Here is a 21,403-nt window from a genome sequence, read left to right on the forward strand (position 1 = left end):
TAGGGGCCGCGGCCGTGATCGCCGCGCGCCGACGAAAGGAACCCACCTCGTGAGCCGACCGAACATTGCCTGGCCGGGTCCCGCCCGCATCACCCTGGTCGCGTTGGCCGTGGTGCCCGCGGCGATGGCCTACCCGTGGCAGTCGACCCGAGACCGCTGGGTGCTCGGCGTCGGCGTCGCCGTGGCGCTGCTGCTGCTGGCCTGGTGGCGCGGGCTGCACCTGACCAGCATCGTGCGTCGCCGGGCGGCGATGCTGGTCGGCAGGCGAGGGCACTCCGAACCGTCGACCGGCACCGACGTGCGGGCCACTGCGGTGCTGCGGGTCACCCCGCCGGTCGATGACGCCGACGTGCTGCCGCTGCCGCTGATCGCGCGCTACCTGAACCGGTACGGGATCCGGGCCGACGCGGTCCGGGTCACCAGCCGCGACACCGAATCCGGCGGCGCGCCGCAGCGCGAGACCTGGATCGGGCTGACCCTGTCGGCGGCGGCGAACCTGCCCGCGCTGCAAGCCCGCTCGCCGCGGATCCCGCTGTACGAAACCGCCGAGGTGGCGGTGCGCCGGCTCGCCGACCATCTGCGGGAAAGCGGCTGGGAGGTCACCGGCGCCGACGCCGAGGACGTTCCGGAGCTGTTCGCGCCCAGTGCCCGGGAAACCTGGCACGCCGTGTGGGAAGGCACCACCGGCTACGTGGCGGCCTACCGGCTCAGCCCCGACGCCGGCCTGCCGGACACCCTCGCGGCGATCTGGGCGCATCCGGCGCGGGAGATTTGGACCGCGGTCGAAATCGCCGAAACCGCAGCCGGACCCACCGTCGCGGCGGCCTGCGCGTTCCACACCCAAGAGGAGCCCGGCGGTGCGCCGCCGCTGCCCGGCCTGACCCCGCAGCGCGGCAATCAGCGCTCGGCGCTGCGGGCGCTGCACCCGCTGTCGGTGCGGCGGCTCGACGGCCACGCCCCGATGCCCGCCGGCCTGCTGGCGCAGCTGCGGTGGCCCAGCGCGGTGACGCGGGTGCGGGCCCGCCACGCCGCGGTATAGCCTTTGGCCTTTGGCCTTTGGCCGCGAGCGTGCACAAATGTACGCCAAACCCCGCTCGGGACTGGCATTTTGTGCACGCTCGCGGCGGGGCCGCGCGCCCGCGGCGGGGCCGCGCGCTAACCGGACATGAACGGGTGCAGGAAGCGCAGGGTGCGGCGCAGATACTCCGGCTGGCTGACGTGCAGAATATGGTTACCGGGAAACCAGTGCAGCGCACAGCGATCCCAATGCTCCCACAGCATTTCGGCCTGCTCCGGCGGCGCCAACCGGTCACCGAGGCCGGTGATGATCAGCCGGCGCTCCCTGGGGATCACCGGCGCATAGTTCAGCGGCGAGTGATACGCCGAGGCGGCCGCAAACTCCTCACGGCTGATCCGGCCGAGCCAATGCCCCAGGGCAAACAGCTTATTGGCCGGGAACCAGTCGTCGACCTCGGATTCCACCGACACCACCGGCACGTTGGGAATCACCGCCTCCAGGCGGTCCTCCACCGCCGCCAGCAGCGCCGCGGTGTAGCCGCCCAGCGACATCCCGGTCAGCGCGATCCGCTCGACACCGGTGTAGCGCAGATAGTCGATCACCGACCGGAAGTCGTGCACGGCCTGCGCCATCGCCTCGGCGAACCCGGACATGCCCAGCGAGAAGTATCCGTAACCGCTGAACGGCGAACACTTTTCGGCGCGGCGGCCGTGAAACGGCAAGGTGTAGAGCAACACGTCGTACCCGGATCGGTAAAACGCGGGCAGCGAGAAGAACAACCCGTTGAACAGGTACGGCGAACCCATAAAGCCGTGGATGACGCACAACGTCGGCCGCGGCCCGTCGTCGTGCCGCCAATGCTGGGCGCGCACGATGTTGTTGCGCGACAACGTGCGCCACCGCTCACGCATCGCCGGGTTGACCGCCTCGAAGCCGCTGGCGAACGCGATATTGCTGACGTTGCCGCGTGCCACCCACTCGGCCACCGGATTGGCCGGCCGCGACGACACCCGCGGCAACTCCGTCGGGGCCGGAAACGACTGCGTCGCATCCTGATTGGCGGCCAGCTCGGCGTAGAAGCCCAGACTCGCCCGCTCGGCGCTGGACTGGTCGCGGCGCGCGGCGGCGGCCAGCACCGGGGGCACCATCGCCACCCCGACCAGCGACGCGATCGCGGTGCGCAACCCCAGATCGGCGATGGCCGACGCGTCGACGATCACGCGTTGACCGGCCGACAGCGCGGATCGCGGGGGCAGACCCTCGGCGCCCGCCTCGGCGCCGGGAACGTCGGGAACCGGAATCGGTGGTTCGAGGACAGAGGCGTCGGACGGCATTGTCGCGGCCTTTCTCGGTAGAGGTCACCCAACCGTAACCGGGGCCGCGCCACCGGCGTGGCGGTTCGCGGCGCCGTGCCGCCCACGGGCTCACCAACACGCTATTTACTGCGACCGCCGGTCCCGGTAAATTGCGGACCCGAGACGCCGACCGACCGGTTGGTGCAAGTTCGGCCAAATGGCAGCAGAAAGGCCCGTAAATGCCCGATTCAGCATGGATGGACGACGACCTGGCGGCCCTGCGTGATCTCGCGCGCGCCTTCATCGACAAGGAACTGGCCCCCAACATCGACAAGTTCATCGAGCAGCACCACGTCGACCGCGACTTGTGGACCAAGGCAGGCGAGCTGGGCCTGTTGTGTCTGTCGATCCCCGAGGAGTACGGCGGCGGGGGCGGCACCTTTGCGCACGAGGCGGTGCTGATCGAGGAGCAGGCCCGGTGCGGCGATACGTCGTGGGGGGTCACCCTGCACAACGGCATCGTCGCGCACTACCTGCTGGCCTACGGCAGCGAGGAGCAAAAACGGCAGTGGCTGCCGAAGATGGCCAGCGGTGAAGTGGTGGGCGCCATCGCGATGACCGAACCCGGCACCGGATCCGACCTGCAGAACGTGAAGACCAAGGCCATCCGCGAGGGCGACGAGTACGTCGTCAACGGCTCGAAAACCTTCATCACCAACGGCCAACAGGCCGACCTGATCATTGTGGTGGCCAAGACCGACGCGTCCGCGGGCGCCGGCGGGATCTCGCTGGTGCTGGTGGAGGCCGACCGCCCGGGCTTCCGGCGCGGCCGGGTGCTGGAGAAGGTGGGCCAGAAGGGCCAGGACACCTCCGAGCTGTTCTTCGAGGACGTCCGCATCCCGGTGTCGAACCTGCTCGGGGACAGCGAGGGGCAGGGCTTCATCCAGCTGATGCAGCAGCTGCCGCAGGAGCGGCTGATCATCGCGCTGGCGTCGGTGGCCGGCATGGAGGTCGCCCTGGAGCACACCCTGCGCTACACCAAGGAGCGCCAGGCCTTCGGCAAGCCGATCTTCGCGTTCCAGAACACCAAGTTCAAACTCGCCGAGATCGCTACCGAGGCCAAAATCGGCCGGGTCTTCATCGACGACTGCATCGCCCGGCACATCCGCGGCGAACTCGACATCCCGACGGTGGCGATGGCGAAGTGGTGGACCACCGAGCGGGCGATGGTCGCCGCCGACGAGTGCCTGCAGCTGTTCGGGGGCTACGGCTACATGGTCGAATACCCGATCGCGCGGATGTGGACCGACCAGCGGGTGCAGAAGATCTACGCCGGCACCAACGAGATCATGAAGGAAATCATCGCCCGCACCCTGTAATCGCCCGTGCCCCCTATTTACTGGGACGCATGGTCCCGGTAAATTGTCGGCTATGACGTCAGCAACCAGCCGGCGGACGCCGGTGCGCAGCGGGGACAGCGGCGCGGACTACGACGATCTGTTGGCCGTGCTGTCTGAGGGGTCGGTGCGGCGACGGTTCGATCCGTATCTGGACATCGCCTGGGATGCCCCGGAGATGGCGCTCGACCCCGACGATCCGCGCTGGGTGCTGTCCCCGGAGGTCGACCCGCTGGGCGCCACCTGGTGGTACCAGCACCAGCCGCTGGACCGGCAGATCGAGATCGGCAAATGGCGGACGTTGAACACGGTCAAGGTGGGGGCGGCGTTCGAGAGCATCCTGATCCGCGGGCTGATGGCGTTCATCATGAAGCTGCCCAACAACTCCCCGGAGTTCCGGTACGCCCTGCACGAGATGACCGAAGAGTGCAACCACATCCAGATGTTCCAGGAGCTGGTGAACCGCTCGGGGGCCGACGTGCCGGGGATGCGGCCGTTGTTCCGCCGGCTCTCGCCCTACATCGGCCTGGTCGGCCAGTACTCGCCGACCGCGTTCATGGCCGGAATCCTGGCCGGCGAGGAACCGATCGATCACTTCCAGAAGGCGCTGATCCGCGAGGGGGCCAACATCCCGCCCGCGGTGTTGCGGACCATGCAGATCCACATCGCCGAAGAGGCGCGCCACATCTCGTGGGCCAACGAGTTCCTCAAGGTCCACATGCCGCGGCGATCCCGCGGTATGCGGGCGTTTGGCAGCGTGGCGTTTCCGCTGGCGCTGCGCTGGCTGGCGCACGAAATCATGGCACCGCCGAAATCGTTCGCCGCCCGGTTCGACATCCCGGACGCGGTGATCAAGGAGGCGTTTTGGCGCAGCCCGCAGTCGCGCAAGATCCTGGCCGGCTACTTCGGTGAGATGCGGGCGCTGACCGAGGAACTCGGGTTGATGAACCGGGTCGGCCGCTGGGTGTGGAAGCGGTGCGGCATCGACGGCGAGCCGGCGCGCTACCGCAGCGCCCCGGATCGCTCGGCGCGCGCGATCCGCTGATGCCGCACGTCATCACGCAGTCCTGCTGCGGCGACGCGTCCTGCGTCTACGCCTGCCCGGTCAACTGCATTCACCCCACCCCCGACGAGCCGGACTTCGGTACCGCGGAGATGCTCTACGTCGACCCGGCCGAGTGCGTCGACTGCGGTGCGTGCGTGTCGGCGTGCCCGGTCGACGCCATCAAGCACGACAGCAAGCTGGCCGCGCACGAGACCGTGTTCGTCGCCCTGAACGCCGACTTCTACGCCACCCCGCGGCCACGGCCCATTCTCGCGCCCATCGTGCCGCCGCTGGCGGTGCGCGACGGCGGCGAGTTGCGGGTCGCGATCGTGGGATCCGGGCCCGCCGCGATGTACGCCGCCGACGAGCTGCTCACCATTCCCGGTGCCCGGGTGTGGATCTACGAGCGGCTGAGTCGGCCATACGGGCTGGCGCGCTTCGGTGTCGCACCCGATCACCGCCGCACCCGCGGCGTGGCCGACCACTTCGACCGCATTCGCGCCGACCCGCGGGTGGAGTTGGTGCTGGACACCGAGGTCGGCACCCAGATCGGCCACGACGAGCTGCGCGCGGAGCACCACGCCGTCATCTACGCGGTCGGCGCGGCCGCGGACCGCCGGCTCGAGATTCCGGGCATCCAGCTGCCCGGCGTCGCCTCGGCAACGGAGTTTGTCGCCTGGTACAACGGGCATCCGGACTTCGCCGAGCGAACGTTCGACCTGTCGCACCCGCGCGCGGTGATCATCGGCAACGGCAACGTCGCCCTGGACGTCGCCCGGATCCTGACCATGGACCCGGCGCTGCTGGCCGGCACCGATATCGCGCCGCACGCGCTGGAGGCGCTGCGCCACAGCGAGATTGAGGAGGTCGTGGTCGTCGGCCGGCGCGGACCGGCGCAGTCGGCGTTCACCGTCCCCGAGTTGGCCGGGTTGTGCGCGACGCCGGGCGTGGCCGTCGTCGCCGACCACGATCTCCCGGACACCGATCCGCGCGCAGCGCTGTTGGGTGGCGGCGCCGCCCGGGCCGGTGATCGGCGCATCGTGCTCGACTATCGGCTGTCGCCGACCGCGGTGCTCGGCGAGGACGCCGTGCGCGGGGTGCGGTTCGTGCGCAATGAGGTCATCGACACCGCCGACGGGTCGACGCGGGTGCACGCCACGGGGGAGCAGCGCACCATCGACGCGGGCCTGGTGCTCACCTCGATCGGATACCGGGGCCAACCGGTGCCCGGGCTGCCCTTCGATGACGCCACCGCCACGGTGCCCCATGACGGCGGCCGGGTGCCCGGGCCCGCGGGCGTGTATGTCACCGGCTGGATCAAGCGGGGCCCGACCGGGTTCATCGGCACCAACAAATCCTGCGCCCAGGAAACCGTCCGCAGCCTGGTCGCCGACTACAACGCCGGACTACTGCAGGTCAGCGGTTTGTCAGTGCGGTGATCACCGCCATCAGCGGGTCGTCCCGGCTGACCTCGAGCCCGGCCGATCGGGCCGCCCCGTCCAACACGTACCAGGCGAAGTCGGCCAGGTGCGCGATCATCTCCTCCCGGGACCGGGTGGGCGCGGCGCCGCGACGCCAAGCCGACAAGGTGGCCTCGACCATGGTCACCACCGCGAACGGCACCGAGGTGAATGCGGCGTCGTCGACCCCGATCGTCGCCGCGATCTCGGCGATGATGTCCTCGGCCTGACGCGTCATCCGCAGCTTCAACTCGCCCACCGCGTCCAGTGAGCCGTCCCCCTCGAAAGTCGGCCCGCGGCGGGCGAATTCGTCGAGCCGGGGATGATCGATCATCCAGTCGGCGACCGCTTCGACGGTGCGGGTCAAAATTTCGCGCAACGACCCGTTGGTCACGTCGAGTTTGGTGTCCAGCACCGCGGCGAAGTCGTCGAACACGTAGGAGCGCACCCGGCATTCCAGCTCTTCCTTGCTGCTGAACTGCCGATACACCACCGATTTCGCGACGCCGGCGCGCTTGGCGATGCTCAACACCGACACGTCGCCGCCGGGCGGGCTCGCTTCGATGAGTTCCACGGCGGCCCGCAGAATCTGCGCACGCCGCTCGACGTTGTGCTGCTCCCAGCGCGCCTCGTAGCCAGTTGCCGCACGGGGGTCCGCAGCAAACGCCATGGCGCCCACCCTACCGGCGGGGGAGGCGCGTCCCTGCGAAACCGGCCATTGACCATTTACGTTACGACATGTAATGGTTTAGCGCATGGGTGGTGATGCTGCGGCGAGCGAGGCGGGCCGCGGCCGTCCGCGGGATCCGCGCACCGGCCGGGCCATCGTGTCGGCGACGCGGCGGCTGCTGACCCGCGACGGCTACGACCAGGTGTCGATCGAGGCGATCGCACGGGAGGCAAATGTCAGCCGCCCCACCGTGTATCGGCGTTGGCCGTCGAAGGCCCACGTGGTGTTCGACGCGGTCTTTGACGCCGCCGACGTCGGTGACGTGCTGGACAGCTCGGGGGAGTTCGAGGCCGACCTGCACCGTTTTGTGCGGGGGGTCTTCGAGTTCTGGCGGGATCCGGTGGTGGCCGCCGCGACGATGGGCATCCTGGCCGACCGGCACCGCGACCCGGAACTGCAGATCCGCACCCAGCAGTTGCTCGACCAGCAGACCCGCGCCGCGTTCGGGACGCTGGTCCGCGACGGCATCGCGCAACGGGCGGTGCATCCGGACCTCGACGTCGAGATGGCCTACGACGTGCTGGTGGGCACCACTTTTTACATCGCCCACGTCCTGGACCCCGACGGCATCGACGATGCGGTCGACCGCCTCTGCGCACTGCTGCTGCAGGGAGCCGTGCCACGAAGGAAGGAACAGCGATGACCGACACCCCAACGGATTCCGACCTGTCGCGCGCGTTCGGCGACTTGCTCGACGAGGTCCGCGCGGTCGAGCAGCGGCTGCTGGGCGCCGACCCGCCGCTCGATGAGGCCGACCTGCTCGACGGCTACCGGCTGGCGTTCAGCCTGCTGCGGGTCGCCGTCGACGCCTACGTCTGGGGCGAGGCCGACAAACCGATCCTGGTCGACGTGATCGGCCCGTATCTGAAGTGGGGCGGGGACAACTCGGACGCCTTCTACCAACTGGCGCCCATCGACCCGCAGCGCAGCTACCGGGTGACCGGTAACCGCGGCGACGCGGTCTACCTGTCGATGACCGTCTACGGTGGTCCCGACGACGGTCGCTACAGCGACCGGATCATCGCAACGATCAACGACCGCGACCTGGAATTCGACGACGAGGGAAACTTCGCGTTCACCATTAGCGCCGACCCGCAGCCGGGCGGGTGGCTCAAGCTGGAGCCCGACGCGGTGTTCATCCTCACCCGCGACTACCTGACCGCACCCGGCACGGATCGCCGGCCCCGGTGGAAGATCGAGGCGCTCGACCCGCCGACCCGGCGGCACGACAGCCGCGCCGATCTGACCCGGCGGCTGCGGGCCGCGCGGACCTGGGTGCGCGAACAGTGCGCGATGGTGCCCATCCGCCTGGAGCCGCCCAACGAAATCCAGGAGCCCTACCCGGTGCCCAGCCGCACCGTCGGGTGGGCGGCCGGCGACGCCGCCTACGCGATGGGCTCCTATCGGTTGGAACCGCAGCAGGCGCTGATCATCGAGGGCAGCTCGCCGCCGTGCGTGTTCTGGAACCTGTGCCTGTGGAACCCGTTCCTGCACACCTACGACTACACCCGGGAACGGGTCACGATCAACGGCGCGCAGGTGAGCTACGAACCGGACGGGTCGTGGCAGATCGTCGTCAGCGACACCGATCCCGGCCACCCCAACTGGGTGTCCACGGCGGGCCGCTCCACGGGCCTGGTCTGGCTGCGCTGGTTCTTGCCCGAGGCCACCCCGCAGCGCCCCCGGTGCCGGGTGGTGGACGTCGCGGAGCTGGCCCGGTGAGCGCCACCACCGCGCGGCCGGCGCCGATTCGGCTCGATGACCTTGCCGCACCGGTGTTTCCGGCGGCCGCGGCCCCGATGCGTGAGGCGTTGGCCGGCTACGGCGCCACCCTGGAGTTGACCCCGGCGCTGTTGCTGGCCACCGCGACCGAGCGCACCGGCCTCGACGGCTGGGGCGACGACGCGTTCCGGGAACGGCTCGAGGTGCTGTGCGCCTCGCTGCGCGCCGACGCCGGCCTGTCCGAGGCCGGCACCGCGATCGTGTTCGAGCAGCTGGTGGGCAACCTGGTCAATCGGCTTCGGTTGGAGGAGTTGATCACCCGGCATCCGGAGATCGAAGACGTTACGGTGCAGCGGCCCATCATCATCTGCGGGTTGCCGCGCACCGGGACCACCCATCTGCACAACCTGATCGCCGCCGACCCGGCGATCCGCTACCTGCCGTACTGGGAGAGCCTGGAGCCGGTCGCCACCCCGGGCGAAGCCGATCCGCAGGCCCGACGGGACCGCTGCGCCACCGGGCTGGAGCTGGTCAATACCTCGATGCCCGAGTTCAAACGCATGCACGACATGACCGTCGACCATGCGCACGAAGAGATTCAGCTGTTGGCCAACGACATCTCCGGCATGCTGTTCGAAACCACCTACTATCTGCCGACGTTCGCCGCCCACTACAAGGCACACGACCAGGCGCCGTCCTACGCGTATCTGAAACGGACGCTGCAGGCGCTGCAATGGCTGCGCGGCGGCACCCGCTGGGTGCTCAAGTCGCCGCAGCATCTTGAACAGTTCCCCACCCTGCTGGCCACCTTTCCGGACGCCACCTTTGTGGTCACCCACCGGGATCCGGTCGAGGTGACCCAGTCGATGGCCACCATGATCAGCTACGCCGCCCGGATGGCCTGCGCCCGCCCCGACCCGGTCAAGATCTCGCAGTATTGGCTCGACCGCGCCGACGACCTGCTCACCGGCTGTGTGCGGGACCGCGACGTGCTGCCCGCCGAGCAGTCCATCGATGTGCGGTTCGACGACTTCATGGCCGATGAGGAGGCGACCGTGGCCCGCATCTACGACCTGGCCGGGCAACCGTTCGACGCCCGCACGCGGCAGGCGATGGCCGCGTTTCGCACCGAGCATCCGCGGGGCCGCTACGGCGGTGTGCTGTATCAGCCGGCCGATCTGGGACTTGATCCCAATGCGGTCGCGACCCGGCTGGGCGGCTACCGCACCCGATTCGTCGTTGAGGCACCGGAGGAATCATGAACCAACCGATCACCGCGGAGGCCTGGGTGGCCACCGACCTCGGCGACCCGGCACGCGTGCTGGAGCGCCAGCGCGTCGAGGTCCGGCCGCCCGGCCCCGGGGAGATCCGGGTCGCGGTCCGCGCGTTCTGCCTGAACTTCAACGACATCGACATCATCCAAGGCCGCTACGCGACGCTGCCGCTGCCGGCGCCGTTCGTGCCGGGCATGGAATCGGTCGGCGTGGTGGAAAGCGCGGGGCTGGGCGCCGAACACCTGGTCGGTCGGCGCATCGTCGGCATCCCGGTGCTGGCGCACGGCGGCTACGCCTCTTATGCGGTGGTCGACGCGGCGACCGCGCTGGATCTGCCCGACTGGATCAGCGACGTCGACGGCGCCGCCCTGCATTACCCGTTTCATCTGGGCTGGTTCGCGCTGCGGGAACGGGGCCGGCTGCAGCCCGGGGAGACGCTGCTGGTGCAAACCGGTTCGGGCGCGTTGGTGCTCGGCAAGGCGCTGGGCGCCCGGGTGATCGCCACCGCCGGCAGCGACGAAAAGCTGGCGTTGTGCACCGAATTGGGCGCCGACCATGCGCTCAACTACCGCGACCCGGACTGGGCGGAGCAGGTCATGGAGTTGACCTACGGCCGCGGGGTGGACGTCGCGTTCGATGCCGTCGGCGGCGACGTGACCGTGCAGACGTTTCGCTGCATGGGATTCAACGGCCGCCACCTGATGGCCGGCTTCGCCCAGGACATCGCGCTGGAAGACGGCGACTACCTGTCGCCGCGGCCGATCGCGTACAGCAACTTCGACGTGTGCGGGGTGTGCCTGGTGTATGTGACCGACCCGCTGGCGGTGCGGCGCACCCTGGGCTTCAACTGGCCGGCCCGCTCCGAGGGGCTGGCGGCCCACGCCGCGATCCTGGAGATGCTGCGCACCGGCAAGATCCGCACCGTCGTCGGCGCCGAGGTGGGCTGGCCGGAGCTGCCGCAGGCGCTGGAGCGCATGGCCGCGCGGCAGACCACCGGCCGGCTGGTGGTGACCACGCCCTAAGCCGCGTGTAGCCCGAATAGCCTTGCGGCGTTGTCGTGGAACACGCCGCGCAACCAGTCGTCGTCGATGCCGGGCAATTCGGTGATCGCGGTCAGCGCGTCGCGGTACCCGTACGGGATGTTGGGAAAGTCGCTGCCGAACAGGATGCGGTCGCCGAGATCCCGCAACCGGTGCTGTTGGGTGGGCGGAAACGGCATCGTCTCTTCGGAAAACGACGTGAACGCCATCGTGGTGTCCAGCCGCACCTGGGCGGCGGACTCGCAGATGTCGAGGAACTCGGTGTACTCCGGCATACCCATGTGCGCGACGATCAATGGCAGCCGGGGAAATCGGTGCAGCAGCTTACGGATCGGTTCGGGCCCGGTGTGCTGTCCGGGTACCGGGCCGGAGCCGCAGTGGATGACCACCGGGACGCCGGCGTCCTCGATGACGCCCCACACCGGGTCCAGCAGCGGATCGTTCGGGTCGAAGCGGCCCACCTGCAGGTGTGCCTTGAACACCCGGGTCCCGCCCCGGATGGCCGCCGCGACATAGGATCCGGCGTCGGGTTCGGGGTAAAACGTCGCGGTGGCCAGGCAGTCTGGGGTGGTGCGGGCGAACTCGGCGGCCCACTGGTTCAGCCACGCCGCCATCTGCGGCTTGTGCGGGTACACCAGCGAGGTGAACCCCCGCACCCCGAACGCGCGCAGCGTCTCGATGCGCGCGATCTCGTCGGTGCGGTAGCTGATCGGCCACGGCCGCCCGATCAGCGGACCCTGCGAGTCGAAGTAGTGCCACACCTTGTCCATGACCGATTTCGGCATGAAATGGGTGTGCACGTCGACGAGGCCGGGCAGACCGAGCTCCGACCAGACCCGGCGGACCGCGTCGGCCTCGTCGAGGATCATCCCGTTCTCCGTTCGCGACTGCGCGGATCGATACGCTTTACCCCGCGTATTGCGGATCAAACCGCACATTCAGCAGGCGGTCACTGCGGCAGCCCGCGCTGGTCGGCCTCGGCGCGGTAGCGGTCCACCCACTCGTCGGAGCGCCGGTTGGCCTGGCGTTCCAGCACCGGCTCGGGCGCCAACCCGGGATCGAGGCCCAGGGCTTCGAGTACCTGGGCCACAAACGAGGTCAGGTTGCGCCACAGCACCGGGTAGGCGACGTCGATCGGGGTGATGTTCTCATCGGCGAACCAGTTGCGCCAGCCCTGCTCCTGGTCGCGCAGGTTCTGCACGATGTGGGCGATGGCGCCGGCGTGGTACTGGGCCTGCGAATCACGTTCGGGATCCGGGCGTCCCCGCCACACCTGCGTTTGCACGGCCCGCCAAAACGACACCGCCTGGGACACCACGTCGGGGCGGTAGACGTGCACGTACACTGGTTCGCTGCCGATCACGTCGCGGATCGCGGCGCGCAGCCCGTCACCGGTGCGGTCCGGCAGGCCCGCCGCCCGCTGCTGCAGCAGTTCGGTCTGGTTCCACATCAGCTTGCCGCCCCAGATGCCGTTGGGGGTGCGGCCGGAACTGCGGATGTGTTCGCGCCAGGCGACCGGGGTCGCGGTGTCCGGCACCCCGGGCTCCAGCGGATCGAGCAGCCGCAGAATCGACTCGTCGGTCACCCCGGCGAACCACTCCCGCGGCTGCGGCGCCATCCCCGTGCTGGGCAGGTATTGAAAGAACTCCTGTGGCTCGCCCGCACTTCCGGTGGCGCGCAACGATTCCACCAGCAGGGTGCTGCCGCTGCGCTGGGTGGCCAGCACCAGATACGACGACGGGGTATCAGACATCGCGGAACCTACTGTTGGACTTCGTCTTCGATGCCGCGGTCGGCGGCGATCGCCGATCGGCTGGTCACCGGCTTGTGGTGGATCTGCAGATACGTCTCGGTATAGCGTTCCGAAATCCGGGTGCCGGCGAACTCCGACGGGATGACGTCGCCGGTGCGCTGGCGCCACTCGTTGAGTCGCACCGCCAGGTCGTCGGCGACGGCTGCGGCGTGGTCGGTCTCGCCGGCGTCGCCGTCGAGCAGGTTTTTGGACTCGGTGGGGTCGGTGCGCAGATCGTAGAGCTCCCGCTGTGGCCGCGGCGAGGCCACCAGCGGCGCCACCGCCTGCCCGGACGGGCTCTCCTCGATATCCCACGGCAGGTCCAGCAACGGGCGCCGCGCGTAGTTCTCGATGTAGCTGTAGTCCTTGGTGCGGATCGCGCGAATCGGATCGAACGAATCGTGATACGTCTTGGCGGTGTACACGTGGTCGCGTACCGGGGCGGTGCCAGGCTCGGCTTTCGCCAACTCGTCTGCGTGCGAAATACCCTCGATCTCGTCGGGTTTGGCGACGCCGAGGAAATCGAGCAGCGTCGGCAACAGATCGACGCCGCTGAACAGGTCGTCGTAGACCCGGGGCGCGATCCCGCGCCGAGTCGGTGGCCGGATGATCAGCGCGACACCGGTACCGGCGTCATACAGCGTGGATTTCGCCCGCGGGAACGCCGGCCCGTGGTCGGTGACGAACACCACCCAGGTGGTGGCGTCCAACCCGGTCTCGGCCAGCGTGTCCAGCAACTCGCCCACCGCCGCGTCGGCGGTGGTGATCGACCCGTAGAACTCGGCGAGGTCTTGCCGCACGTCGTCGGTGTCGGGCAGGTAGTCCGGCACGTCTACGGCGGCTGAGTCGGCCGGCCGGTAGCGGTCGGCGGGATAGGGCCGGTGCGTTTCAAAAAAGCCCGCGGTCAACAGGAACGGTCGACCGGTGTCGGCGTGGTCGCGCAGCCAGCGCTGGGTGCGATCCACCACGTACTCGCAGTAGGAGTTGGACACGTCGAACTCGTCGAAACCCAGCCGCGCCGGAAACGACGTCTCGTGCTGCATGCCGAACAACGCGGAGTGCCAGCCGGATTCGCCGAGGATGTGCGGCAGCGTGCGCACCCCGGGCCGGTACTCCCAGCCGTGGTGGGCCAAGCCGACCAGCCCGTTGCTGTGCGGGTAGCGACCGGTGAACAGTGACCCGCGCGCCGGTGAGCACAGCGGCGCGGTGGCGTGGGCGCGGGTGAACAGGATGCCCTCGGCGGCCAGCGCATCCAGCCGCGGGCTGCGCACATCGGGGTGCCCGTAGACGCCGAGGTAGCGCCCCAGGTCATGCCAGTGCACCAGCAGGATGTTGTCTCGGTTGTGGTTGTTGTCGCTGATCGCGGTCACCTTCTCAGCTTGTGTTGTTGCGCTCCGCCGGTTGAGAGTATCGGTAGTGATGATTTTTTCTCCACGTTCGACCCTGCCGGCAGGCGTCACGGGCCCCATTGCGGGCACGTCTGCGCAGGTCAACGCGGTGTTGCCGGGCTGAGGGCGCCGCCGCCGTGGGCCAGGCCGCTGGGGCGCTGCACCCGTCGGCCCGCAGCGGGAATGTGGCCCGCCTCATAGCCTGATCCCCAGTCCAAAAGGGAGGAGTTCGGTCGGTGTCGTGGTTCTCCATCCGCATGGCCAGCGGCGATTCGATCACTGTCGACGGCGAGTTCACCATCGCCGATAACGGTGTGCTCACCGTGGTCCGCACCCAGTACCCCCAGCAGCCCGCCAACACCACCCATTTCTCGCCGGCGGCCTGGGTGTCGGTGGAGGTCCTGGTGCAGCAGCCGCGCGGCATCCCGGTCGGCAGCGCCCAGCTGGTGGGGTAGCGGCTCAGCCGCGGGGATCGGGCCGGGGCTCCCAGCCGTTTTCGGCGACGAACTCGGCGAGGGGACGCGCGTAGGCCCAGTTGTCCAACTCCAGGGCGGGCCGGTCCGGAAACTCCGGCACCGGTCCCAGGCACAGGATCGCCACCGGTTCGGCGTCGGCGGGCATCGTCAGCAGATGTGCCAGGCGGTGCGGATCGAACAGCGACACCCAACCCATGCCGAGGCCCTCGGCGCGCGCGGCGAGCCACAGATTTTGGATCGCGCAGGACACCGACGCCAGGTCCATCTGGGGCAGGGTGCGCCGGCCGAACACGTGCGCCTGCCGGCCGTCGCGCAGCGCGACGACCAGTAGTTCGGCGCACTCCCGGATGCCCTCGACCTTCAACGCCAGAAATTCCTGGTCGCGGGGGCCCAGCGCCTGGGCGGTGAGGTGCCGTTCCTCGTCGACCAGGGCGTGGATGCGGGCGCGCAGCGCCGCGTCGGTGATCCGGATGAACCGCCACGGCTGCATCAACCCGACGCTGGGTGCGGCGTGCGCGGCGTGCAGCACCCGGGCCAGCACGTCGTCGTCGACGGTGCTGTCCGGCACGAAGCGGCGCATGTCGCGGCGTTCGGCGATCACCCGATACACCGCTCGGCGCTCCGGCAGACTGAACGCGTGATCGGTCACCCGGTCATCGTGCCTTCTGCGCCGAGATCGACGGTAGCGAGGGCCGCGCTCGAGGTTTTTCGCGCTAGCGTCGACCTCGGCGACGAAGGGAGCCGCATCGTGAAGATTCCCGAGGTACTCGACCACCTGCCCGCCGCTGACGCGGCTCGGCGGGTCTACGGCGAGCCGTACCAGACGCCCGATGGCGCCACCGTCATCACCGTCAGCCGGGTGCGCGACGGTGGGGCGCTTGGGGTGTTCGTCGTCCGCGGCGATGACGCCTCCTGGGTGCCGGCCGTCGATCACAACCGGATCGCGTTGGTCGGGGTGATCACCGGCCTAGCGGCGGCCGTGATCGGCTGCCTGGCCATGCTGCGCCGGCCGCCGTGGCCGGATCTGCACGGCTGGATCGAGGTGGTGTGGCCCTCCCGTTAGGGGTTGTAGGCGACGCCGACCGCGCGGTAGACGTACTCCGGGGGCACGTCGAATGCCAGTGACCGCAGCGGAAGTTGGGTGAGCACATCACCGGGGATCGGCTGCTTGTAGTGCAGCGACAGCTCCCCGCTGAACCGGGGATTCACCGCGGCCAGGTCCATCTCCACCTGTAGACCGCGCGCCGAGATCTCCGCGCTGGCCGCGCCGGTTTGCACTGCGTCCCAACGCACGTCGACGATCCGGCCGGCCAGCTTCGGCAGCGAGGACAGGGTGGCCAACACCCGCTGGGAGGTCAGCACCAGCGACCCCACGTAGCTGGCGACGCTGTGCGGCGAACGCAGGCCCGGCACCGCGCCGCTGAACCGTCGGGTCACCGCGACGTAATCGGCCAGGTAGAGCACACCTTCGGCATCGACCTGGGCCCGCAAGTCGGCGGGCAGCTTGCCGATGCCGAACAGCCGGCGGATAAAGACGGGCACCAGCCCAGTATGCCCACGGCCGCACTGGTGTGGCGGTGCCCGTTGCGGCGCCCCGTGGTAGGGCTAAGCGATGGTGCCGGCTAACTCTGGCGAGTTGGGTGACAAGTTTCTAAACTACGCCCTAAGCCGCGCCTGTGCTGGTCAACGTGGACGGTGGTGGCCACGCTTCTGGTCATGGTCGTCGTGTCGCCAGCACGGGTTGCTACGCGTCCACGGTCACACTCGGAGCCCAGGGCAGCTACGACGCACAGGTCGCGCAGCCAGCGGGATTCGCTGTCGGCCCCGTGGCGGTCGCCATCGTCGCTGGTAAAGTGCCCTCAGCGTTGGAACTATCTGTGGGGGTGTCGTGCCGACCGTTTTGGAGCTTGAGCTGGAGGCGTTGGCGCGGTTATCGCCCCAGTTGCGACTGTTGGCAGGGTTGTTGAAGGGTTTCGGGGATCCGACGTTACATGCACCTCCGGCGGCCCCCTCGGATACGCCGTCGATGGTGGCGGCCCGGTCGGTGACCACGGAAACCCTTCCCGCGGTAGAGGAAACGGTGGCGGACCGGTTCGTTGTCGTAGGCGACTTGGTGGAGCGGGCCCGCATCGCATTTGCCGAAAGTGAGGCATCCTTGACCGCGGTGATCACCAGCGCGGGCAATCTGTTGCCGCCGACATCGCCGGGCAGTTGACGAATATGCCCGGTGAGACGGCCGTATCGCGACGCCCACCCGTGGGGCGTCCTTGGCGATGATGCCGGTGGGCGGGCGCGGATGATGCAGAAAGCATAGGGATGGTCACTCGCACGCAGATCGATGCGGGTAATCCGCCTGCGGTGCTGGCGATGATCGCTGCGTGGAAGCATTCGGCCCAGTCCATGGTGGACCACGCCGACAAGTACGTGCAGATGGTGACCTTTCCCGGTGGTCAGCCATGGTCGGGCCAGACCCGCGATGCCGCGGTCGGGACGGCCCAGAAGGATCAACGCGCGATTGCCGAGGCGCGCGAGGCCATCGATGCGATGGCCGATGCGGCGGCCCGCGGAATCAATGACAACGTCATCCCGGCCTTGGGGGATGCCGGCAAGCGCACGGGGGTGCGTGGCCTGATCGCCGCCGCGGAGGCCGCGGGTTTTGAGGTGCACGACGATTTATCGGTGACCGACCCGACCCGCAAGGACGGTGACGCCCCGGACATCAAACGCACCCAGGATCGGGATAACTTCGCCCGCGAGATTCCCAAAGCCGCCCAGACATGGTGGGATGCCGAGCGGGCGGTGGCCGACCAGATCAACACCGACAAGGCCACGGTGGCCACCAGTTTCAACACCACCGCCACGGTCAACCCGTTCAGCGCCGCCGAGCTCAGCGACATCAGGCGGCTCATCGATCAGGCGATCGTGGATCTGATGGCCAAGATCCGCGGCACGAAGAAGGCCCTCGATGACGCGCTGAACACCGCCTACACCAATGGCCTCCAGTCCGAGGAAGGCAAAGCCGCGCTAAAGCGCGCCGATCAGCTCAAAAAAGAGCTTGCCGATCAGCTGGACACGTTGGGCAAGCTGCCCGACTACTCCCAGATCGACCCACGCAGCGTGCACACCGAACCGGATGGCGGGTTCACCTTCGAATACAAGACCCCCGACGGCAAAACCGTGCAGGTCCGCGGTCAGCTCAACAACGGCACCGGGAATTTCTTCGACGAAAACACGCAAACCACCTACATGTTCCAAAACGGCAAACTGACCAACGCCTACACCCTTGATGAGGGCCGGGTGGAGGCGAAGGTCGAACCGCTGTTTACCGCCGTTAGCCTGGTTGCGGGGGGCGGTGCTGTAATCAAGGCGGTAGGTGAATGGGGCTGGCAGGGCATCAAAGCCCTGTTCACCCGCGAAGCCCTCAGCGCCAGTTCTGGCATCGGCGCTGGCGGCGCCACTGAGACCGTCACATCCCGCGCCATCGTCGCCGCCGAGCAGCGCGCCGAAATCGCCGCCCACAACCTCGCCACCGGACCCGCCGAACACGCCCCGATACCCCATCCTCCCGCCGCCGCCTCGGGTGAACACACGCCCCCGGTCACGGTTGGTGAACACCACACGCCCGGCCATGTCCCCGAGATCGGGGAACCCCCAGTCCCGGCGCAGATTGCTCAGGAAGTGAGCGCTCTGCCACCGGAGATGAGCAGGTCAGCTGCCATAGCGGACAGGGTGACCGCGTTGGACCTCAGTCAGGAACAGGCGGCGCAAGTAGCCGATAGCGTCTCCAAAGGCGTTTGGGGAGGATCAGCGGGGATTGCCACACTTCCTGATGGAAGAATGATCGTGCTACCTAAACTGATAGATGCGAAGGTAGCGTTGATGGTGAACACTGACGGGTCAGTTACAAAATTTACGGGTGACCTTTACCAATTTTTGCCTTACCTTAAATGAAGGGACATGCGATGAATTCAGCATCGGTTGCCACGGTACTCGACTTCGAGGTCTACCTGCTCATGACGATGAAGCTGAGAATCAAAATGCTGCATGACGAAGCTCAATTAGAAGCCAAGCTAGCCGAACATCAACTTTCCCTTGACGACGGGGAACGCATACATGAGCGCATAGCCGAAGCTCTCGACGACGAAGCCTCCCGTTTTGCAAGAATGAAGAACCTGCTGGGTATTGCAGAGCCGGGTTCTGTATCGGTGAAGTACGGTAGCGTGTTGTGGCCGGGATTTGACTTCAACGCCACTGCTGGTGAGGATGGAGGAATTGAGTCGGCGCGGTATTGGCACACAAGACGTGATCCATCTCGCGCCAGTTCCCCAATCGGTCTGCCTATTTGGAGCATGGATGTAACCGAGTTCACGGAGCGATTTGGTCCTATTGTGGGTAGTCGTCAGTGGCCTCTCTTCGACAAACTTCTCCCCGCGTACGAGGAATGCGAATTCCTATGGGATGGGCAGAGTTATGGCGCGGGATTCAGCTGGGGTCTATTCATATTTTCGGCCAAATCATGGGATTGAGCCCGCCGAAGGGTGAGTTATTCGAAAGTCCTATCAGAGTTTGGGGCCCCCACCGCATCGACGGTCGCAGCGTGGGTCAAAACTGTGGGGCGACCGCGACGCCATCATGTTTCTCGGTGCTCTGTGGGATGGAAAATCGGAGCTCAGTAGCTTCCGAGGCGTTCGCGCAACACTGCGACATCGTGGGCGATAAGCCGGTCTATCCGATCACTTAGATCCTTTTCCGTGAGGGGTGCTGCGTGACTGAAGTCGGCCGTGTAAATGTAATCACCGTCATCCCTCACGTGGACCCAGGGGACAAATTTCTTGTCCCAGTCGATACCCCATCCCCGCGCGGGCTCGCAGTGTGACTGGACGATTGCCAATGCGGTGACTTCGGCATTGGACACCACGGTTACGTTTGCACCTGCGCGCGTTGACCGCACGGGGCGGAGGACAGAAAACTCGCCATCGCCGGCCTCTGTGTCGTTGGCGGGCTCGCGAAAGTAGTTCACATATTTGGGAATAACGATCCGCGGATGGGAACCTGACTTGGTCAGCCCAACCGAGCTGGCTACCGCTGCGCCTAATTCATATGGGGAAAGTTCGAACACCTCGACCGTGTCTGTATTGGGCTGTTGAGTCGCAAAGAAGCCCTTTGTGCCCGCGCGAAAGGCGAGTATCCGTGTATCCAAGGTGTCGGCGTAGCTGTGAATCACTCGACACTCGACCCAGATATCAGCGCGGGCATACGCCTCCATCCATTCCCGGACAATACGGGGGTCACCCCGGTCGAATCGATCAGAGAACGGTGGGGATTCATCGGTATTGTGGCCGTCCCGCCGCGAGATCGTCTCCGGCATGAATGGATATGGCAGGTGTTCGTAGCCGTGGTGGTCGCAAGTCCTTGCCAAATCAGCCAGATGGATGCTGCCCATCGACCGCAGCGTCACCCCCGTCATTCTTTAGCCTTCCGTCACTCGTCTCGCTTTGCGGTCACGCCTGCGCGGTCCTACGTTGAGGCGGGGTTCAGCCTAGGCCCTTGGCCGTCGCTGGGAAGGCTCGCCGGATGAATTGGCCGATATCGTTCGAAGTCTGTTAGCCACCACTGGAGGGGAGGACGGCATGGCGCGTGGATTTGTCAGCGTACTTGTCGGCGGCGCTGTGGTCGCCGCCGCGCTGGCCGGGTGTTCAACCGACAACAACACGCCTGCACCCAGAGGCGGCACCATCAGCTCCCACGGCATAGCGATCGCGCAGAGCAACACCGCCAAGGTGACCATCGATGGCACTCAGCACAAAGTCGACGGTCCCGTGGCGTGCACGGACTACGACGACGAATTCGTCATCGTCATCGGCCACGAACCCCACGGGGTCAAGGCCACGTTATCCACTGGAAACCCCCCTTCGGTGTCATCGGTCCACCTAGGCGATATCGCCGGGACAACACTGCTGTACACCGACATTGCGGACAAGCCAAGGCCACCAAGGACGGCAAGGACTACACCATTACCGGGACCGCCTGGGGGATGGACGCGGCCAACAACGAGGTGACCAAGCCGTTCGAAGTCGAAGTCACCTGTCCATAGCGGCACAGCCAGGTGGAAGCCTCCTGTGTCGATACGGGGCGATCTGGTACGGCTGGAACTCACCGAGACCCGCCGAATCTAGCCACGCTTCCTAACACTCGGTTCGAAGTCTCCTGGACTCCGGGTGCCTCGAACGTGAGATTGGTTTGATAATCGTTTAGCCATGGTGTTGCAGACCGCCCGGCGCCAGGCCGTGGCCCCGTTGGTCGCGGTGTGCGCCGCGCTCGTCTACGCGGTGATGTGGCTCGGCTGGCGGCAGGACTGGGGCTGGCTGCAGGCCGTCGACACCTCGGCGCTGACCGCCGCGCACCACATCGGGGTGAAGCACCACGGGTGGGTGCAGTTCTGGCAGGTCCTGTGCACGGTGTTCAGCCCGGCCGCTTTTCGGCTGGTGGGCATGGTGGCGGTGGTGGCCGCGCTGGTGCGACGCCGGGTGTGGGCGGCGGTGTTCCTGCTGGTTGCGGTGGAACTATCCGAAGTCGTTAGCCATGTGGCCAAGGCGCTCGCTGAACGCCCGCGGCCGGTGACCGCGCTGGTGGCCGAACCCTCGTGGTCGTTTCCGTCCGGGCACGCGCTGGGGGTGACGGCCGCGGTGCTGGCCCTGTTGACCGTGCTGCTGCCGCTGTTGCGCCCGGCGGCGCGGCCGGCCGCGACGGCGGTGGGGGCGCTGAT

Annotated in this window: 23 protein-coding genes and 1 pseudogene; 16 read left to right on the forward strand and 8 right to left on the reverse strand. The window is 67.6% G+C overall.

Translation table 11 applies throughout. The features are described 5' to 3' along the window. Positions 1–49: 49 nt before the first annotated feature. A complete protein-coding gene (gene eccE / locus BKN37_RS15460; RefSeq protein WP_071027370.1) occupies positions 50–1,039 on the forward strand; it encodes a type VII secretion protein EccE in 990 nt (329 codons plus the stop codon). A gap of 116 nt (positions 1,040–1,155) precedes the next feature. On the opposite strand, the gene BKN37_RS15465 is transcribed toward eccE, so the two are convergent. Continuing rightward, positions 1,156–2,352: an alpha/beta hydrolase gene (locus BKN37_RS15465; protein ID WP_071027372.1), complete on the reverse strand. Its 1,197-nt coding sequence runs from the start codon at positions 2,350–2,352 to the stop codon at positions 1,156–1,158. A gap of 200 nt (positions 2,353–2,552) precedes the next feature. Between BKN37_RS15465 and BKN37_RS15470 the strand changes: the two genes are divergently transcribed. The 3 genes from BKN37_RS15470 to BKN37_RS15480 are packed head-to-tail and all read left to right on the forward strand — an operon-like array spanning position 2,553 to position 6,194. Beyond that, positions 2,553–3,692 carry an acyl-CoA dehydrogenase family protein gene (locus tag BKN37_RS15470; RefSeq protein WP_071027374.1) on the forward strand — a complete coding sequence of 380 codons (1,140 nt, stop codon included), beginning with the start codon at positions 2,553–2,555 and terminating at the stop codon, positions 3,690–3,692. Positions 3,693–3,744: 52 nt separating this feature from the next. Then, entirely contained in the window at positions 3,745–4,755 is a 1,011-nt protein-coding gene (locus tag BKN37_RS15475; protein ID WP_071027376.1) for an AurF N-oxygenase family protein, read from the forward strand. Next, on the forward strand, positions 4,755–6,194 hold the full coding sequence (locus BKN37_RS15480) for an FAD-dependent oxidoreductase (RefSeq protein ID WP_071027403.1): 1,440 nt from the start codon (positions 4,755–4,757) through the stop codon (positions 6,192–6,194). The genes BKN37_RS15475 and BKN37_RS15480 overlap by 1 nt, the downstream gene beginning before the upstream one ends. Here the strand turns inward: BKN37_RS15480 and BKN37_RS15485 are convergent. Next, positions 6,172–6,885 carry a TetR/AcrR family transcriptional regulator gene (locus tag BKN37_RS15485; protein ID WP_071027405.1) on the reverse strand — a complete coding sequence of 238 codons (714 nt, stop codon included), beginning with the start codon at positions 6,883–6,885 and terminating at the stop codon, positions 6,172–6,174. The two genes, BKN37_RS15480 and BKN37_RS15485, sit on opposite strands and share 23 nt — an antisense overlap. An 85-nt stretch (positions 6,886–6,970) precedes the next feature. Between BKN37_RS15485 and BKN37_RS15490 the strand changes: the two genes are divergently transcribed. From BKN37_RS15490 to BKN37_RS15505, 4 genes are read left to right on the forward strand one after another with little or no spacing between them, the layout of a single operon-like run. Then, a complete protein-coding gene (locus BKN37_RS15490) occupies positions 6,971–7,588 on the forward strand; it encodes a TetR/AcrR family transcriptional regulator (RefSeq protein ID WP_071027378.1) in 618 nt (205 codons plus the stop codon). Beyond that, positions 7,585–8,667 carry a DUF1214 domain-containing protein gene (locus BKN37_RS15495; protein WP_071027380.1) on the forward strand — a complete coding sequence of 361 codons (1,083 nt, stop codon included), beginning with the start codon at positions 7,585–7,587 and terminating at the stop codon, positions 8,665–8,667. The genes BKN37_RS15490 and BKN37_RS15495 overlap by 4 nt, the downstream gene beginning before the upstream one ends. Then, positions 8,664–9,929 carry a sulfotransferase family protein gene (locus tag BKN37_RS15500; protein ID WP_071027381.1) on the forward strand — a complete coding sequence of 422 codons (1,266 nt, stop codon included), beginning with the start codon at positions 8,664–8,666 and terminating at the stop codon, positions 9,927–9,929. The genes BKN37_RS15495 and BKN37_RS15500 overlap by 4 nt, the downstream gene beginning before the upstream one ends. Continuing rightward, positions 9,926–10,963 (forward strand): NADPH:quinone oxidoreductase family protein, encoded by a 1,038-nt coding sequence (locus BKN37_RS15505; protein ID WP_071027383.1) that lies wholly within the window; start codon positions 9,926–9,928, stop codon positions 10,961–10,963. The genes BKN37_RS15500 and BKN37_RS15505 overlap by 4 nt, the downstream gene beginning before the upstream one ends. On the opposite strand, the gene BKN37_RS15510 is transcribed toward BKN37_RS15505, so the two are convergent. The 3 genes from BKN37_RS15510 to BKN37_RS15520 all read right to left on the reverse strand — a co-directional run bounded on the left by BKN37_RS15510 (position 10,960) and on the right by BKN37_RS15520 (position 14,134). After that, the gene (locus BKN37_RS15510; RefSeq protein WP_071027385.1) at positions 10,960–11,850 is read right to left on the reverse strand and encodes an amidohydrolase family protein; all 891 of its coding nucleotides are present in this window, start codon (positions 11,848–11,850) and stop codon (positions 10,960–10,962) included. The two genes, BKN37_RS15505 and BKN37_RS15510, sit on opposite strands and share 4 nt — an antisense overlap. 80 nt (positions 11,851–11,930) lie before the next feature. Continuing rightward, positions 11,931–12,734, reverse strand: coding sequence for a trehalose 2-sulfotransferase (gene stf0 / locus BKN37_RS15515; protein ID WP_071027387.1), 804 nt, complete (start codon positions 12,732–12,734; stop codon positions 11,931–11,933). 8 nt (positions 12,735–12,742) lie between these two features. Next, entirely contained in the window at positions 12,743–14,134 is a 1,392-nt protein-coding gene (locus BKN37_RS15520; RefSeq protein WP_071027407.1) for a sulfatase family protein, read from the reverse strand. A gap of 263 nt (positions 14,135–14,397) precedes the next feature. Here BKN37_RS15520 and BKN37_RS15525 point away from each other — a divergent pair, with 263 nt between their 5' ends. Beyond that, the gene (locus BKN37_RS15525) at positions 14,398–14,616 is read left to right on the forward strand and encodes a hypothetical protein (RefSeq protein WP_131823616.1); all 219 of its coding nucleotides are present in this window, start codon (positions 14,398–14,400) and stop codon (positions 14,614–14,616) included. A 4-nt stretch (positions 14,617–14,620) separates the two neighbouring features. Here the strand turns inward: BKN37_RS15525 and bluB are convergent, their stop codons facing one another. Continuing rightward, on the reverse strand, positions 14,621–15,286 hold the full coding sequence (gene bluB, locus BKN37_RS15530) for a 5,6-dimethylbenzimidazole synthase (protein WP_071027391.1): 666 nt from the start codon (positions 15,284–15,286) through the stop codon (positions 14,621–14,623). A 99-nt stretch (positions 15,287–15,385) separates the two neighbouring features. Here bluB and BKN37_RS15535 point away from each other — a divergent pair, with 99 nt between their 5' ends. Then, entirely contained in the window at positions 15,386–15,700 is a 315-nt protein-coding gene (locus BKN37_RS15535) for a hypothetical protein (RefSeq protein ID WP_071027393.1), read from the forward strand. On the opposite strand, the gene BKN37_RS15540 is transcribed toward BKN37_RS15535, so the two are convergent. Continuing rightward, the gene (locus tag BKN37_RS15540) at positions 15,697–16,179 is read right to left on the reverse strand and encodes a hypothetical protein (protein ID WP_071027395.1); all 483 of its coding nucleotides are present in this window, start codon (positions 16,177–16,179) and stop codon (positions 15,697–15,699) included. The genes BKN37_RS15535 and BKN37_RS15540 overlap by 4 nt on opposite strands. Positions 16,180–16,525: 346 nt before the next feature. On the opposite strand from BKN37_RS15540, the gene BKN37_RS28895 reads away from it, so the two are divergent. The 3 genes from BKN37_RS28895 (at position 16,526) to BKN37_RS27845 (ending at position 19,163) form a co-directional block, all read left to right on the forward strand. Then, entirely contained in the window at positions 16,526–16,852 is a 327-nt protein-coding gene (locus tag BKN37_RS28895) for a hypothetical protein (RefSeq protein ID WP_131823617.1), read from the forward strand. A gap of 101 nt (positions 16,853–16,953) precedes the next feature. Continuing rightward, entirely contained in the window at positions 16,954–18,588 is a 1,635-nt protein-coding gene (locus tag BKN37_RS15550; protein ID WP_131823618.1) for a hypothetical protein, read from the forward strand. Beyond that, on the forward strand, positions 18,585–19,163 hold the full coding sequence (locus tag BKN37_RS27845; RefSeq protein WP_242657262.1) for a hypothetical protein: 579 nt from the start codon (positions 18,585–18,587) through the stop codon (positions 19,161–19,163). Before BKN37_RS15550 ends, BKN37_RS27845 begins: the two co-directional genes overlap by 4 nt. Before the next feature lie 143 nt (positions 19,164–19,306). Here the strand turns inward: BKN37_RS27845 and BKN37_RS28655 are convergent, their stop codons facing one another. After that, entirely contained in the window at positions 19,307–20,095 is a 789-nt protein-coding gene (locus BKN37_RS28655; protein ID WP_165618347.1) for an ESX secretion-associated protein EspG, read from the reverse strand. Between the two features lie 172 nt (positions 20,096–20,267). On the opposite strand from BKN37_RS28655, the pseudogene BKN37_RS30400 reads away from it, so the two are divergent. The 3 genes and pseudogenes from BKN37_RS30400 to BKN37_RS15555 all read left to right on the forward strand — a co-directional run. Further along, a pseudogene (locus tag BKN37_RS30400) lies at positions 20,268–20,597 on the forward strand (lipoprotein LpqH); the annotation flags it as partial. Next, positions 20,558–20,731, forward strand: a complete 174-nt coding sequence (locus tag BKN37_RS30405; RefSeq protein WP_423212800.1) for a lipoprotein LpqH — start codon at positions 20,558–20,560, stop codon at positions 20,729–20,731. The pseudogene BKN37_RS30400 and the gene BKN37_RS30405, both read left to right, overlap by 40 nt. A 163-nt stretch (positions 20,732–20,894) precedes the next feature. Continuing rightward, positions 20,895–21,403, forward strand: a 509-nt coding sequence (locus BKN37_RS15555; RefSeq protein ID WP_071027401.1) for a phosphatase PAP2 family protein, incomplete at its 3' end; no start/stop codon positions are given.

The sequence above is a fragment of the Mycobacterium talmoniae genome, from assembly GCF_001854525.1.
Taxonomy (GTDB): Bacteria; Actinomycetota; Actinomycetes; order Mycobacteriales; family Mycobacteriaceae; genus Mycobacterium; species Mycobacterium talmoniae.

What these genes read in the sequence shown, in the direction of transcription:
- BKN37_RS15495 (WP_071027380.1), top strand. Translation starts at nt 7,585, where the DNA reads ATGACCGACACCCCAACGGATTCCGACCTGTCGCGCGCGTTCGGCGAC.
- BKN37_RS15465 (WP_071027372.1), bottom strand. Translation starts at nt 2,352, where the DNA reads ATGCCGTCCGACGCCTCTGTCCTCGAACCACCGATTCCGGTTCCCGAC.
- BKN37_RS15490 (WP_071027378.1), top strand. Translation starts at nt 6,971, where the DNA reads ATGGGTGGTGATGCTGCGGCGAGCGAGGCGGGCCGCGGCCGTCCGCGG.
- BKN37_RS15485 (WP_071027405.1), bottom strand. Translation starts at nt 6,885, where the DNA reads ATGGCGTTTGCTGCGGACCCCCGTGCGGCAACTGGCTACGAGGCGCGC.
- stf0 (WP_071027387.1), bottom strand. Translation starts at nt 12,734, where the DNA reads ATGTCTGATACCCCGTCGTCGTATCTGGTGCTGGCCACCCAGCGCAGC.
- BKN37_RS15510 (WP_071027385.1), bottom strand. Translation starts at nt 11,850, where the DNA reads ATGATCCTCGACGAGGCCGACGCGGTCCGCCGGGTCTGGTCGGAGCTC.
- BKN37_RS15475 (WP_071027376.1), top strand. Translation starts at nt 3,745, where the DNA reads ATGACGTCAGCAACCAGCCGGCGGACGCCGGTGCGCAGCGGGGACAGC.
- BKN37_RS15480 (WP_071027403.1), top strand. Translation starts at nt 4,755, where the DNA reads ATGCCGCACGTCATCACGCAGTCCTGCTGCGGCGACGCGTCCTGCGTC.
- BKN37_RS15505 (WP_071027383.1), top strand. Translation starts at nt 9,926, where the DNA reads ATGAACCAACCGATCACCGCGGAGGCCTGGGTGGCCACCGACCTCGGC.
- BKN37_RS15470 (WP_071027374.1), top strand. Translation starts at nt 2,553, where the DNA reads ATGCCCGATTCAGCATGGATGGACGACGACCTGGCGGCCCTGCGTGAT.
- BKN37_RS27845 (WP_242657262.1), top strand. Translation starts at nt 18,585, where the DNA reads ATGAAGGGACATGCGATGAATTCAGCATCGGTTGCCACGGTACTCGAC.
- BKN37_RS15550 (WP_131823618.1), top strand. Translation starts at nt 16,954, where the DNA reads ATGGTCACTCGCACGCAGATCGATGCGGGTAATCCGCCTGCGGTGCTG.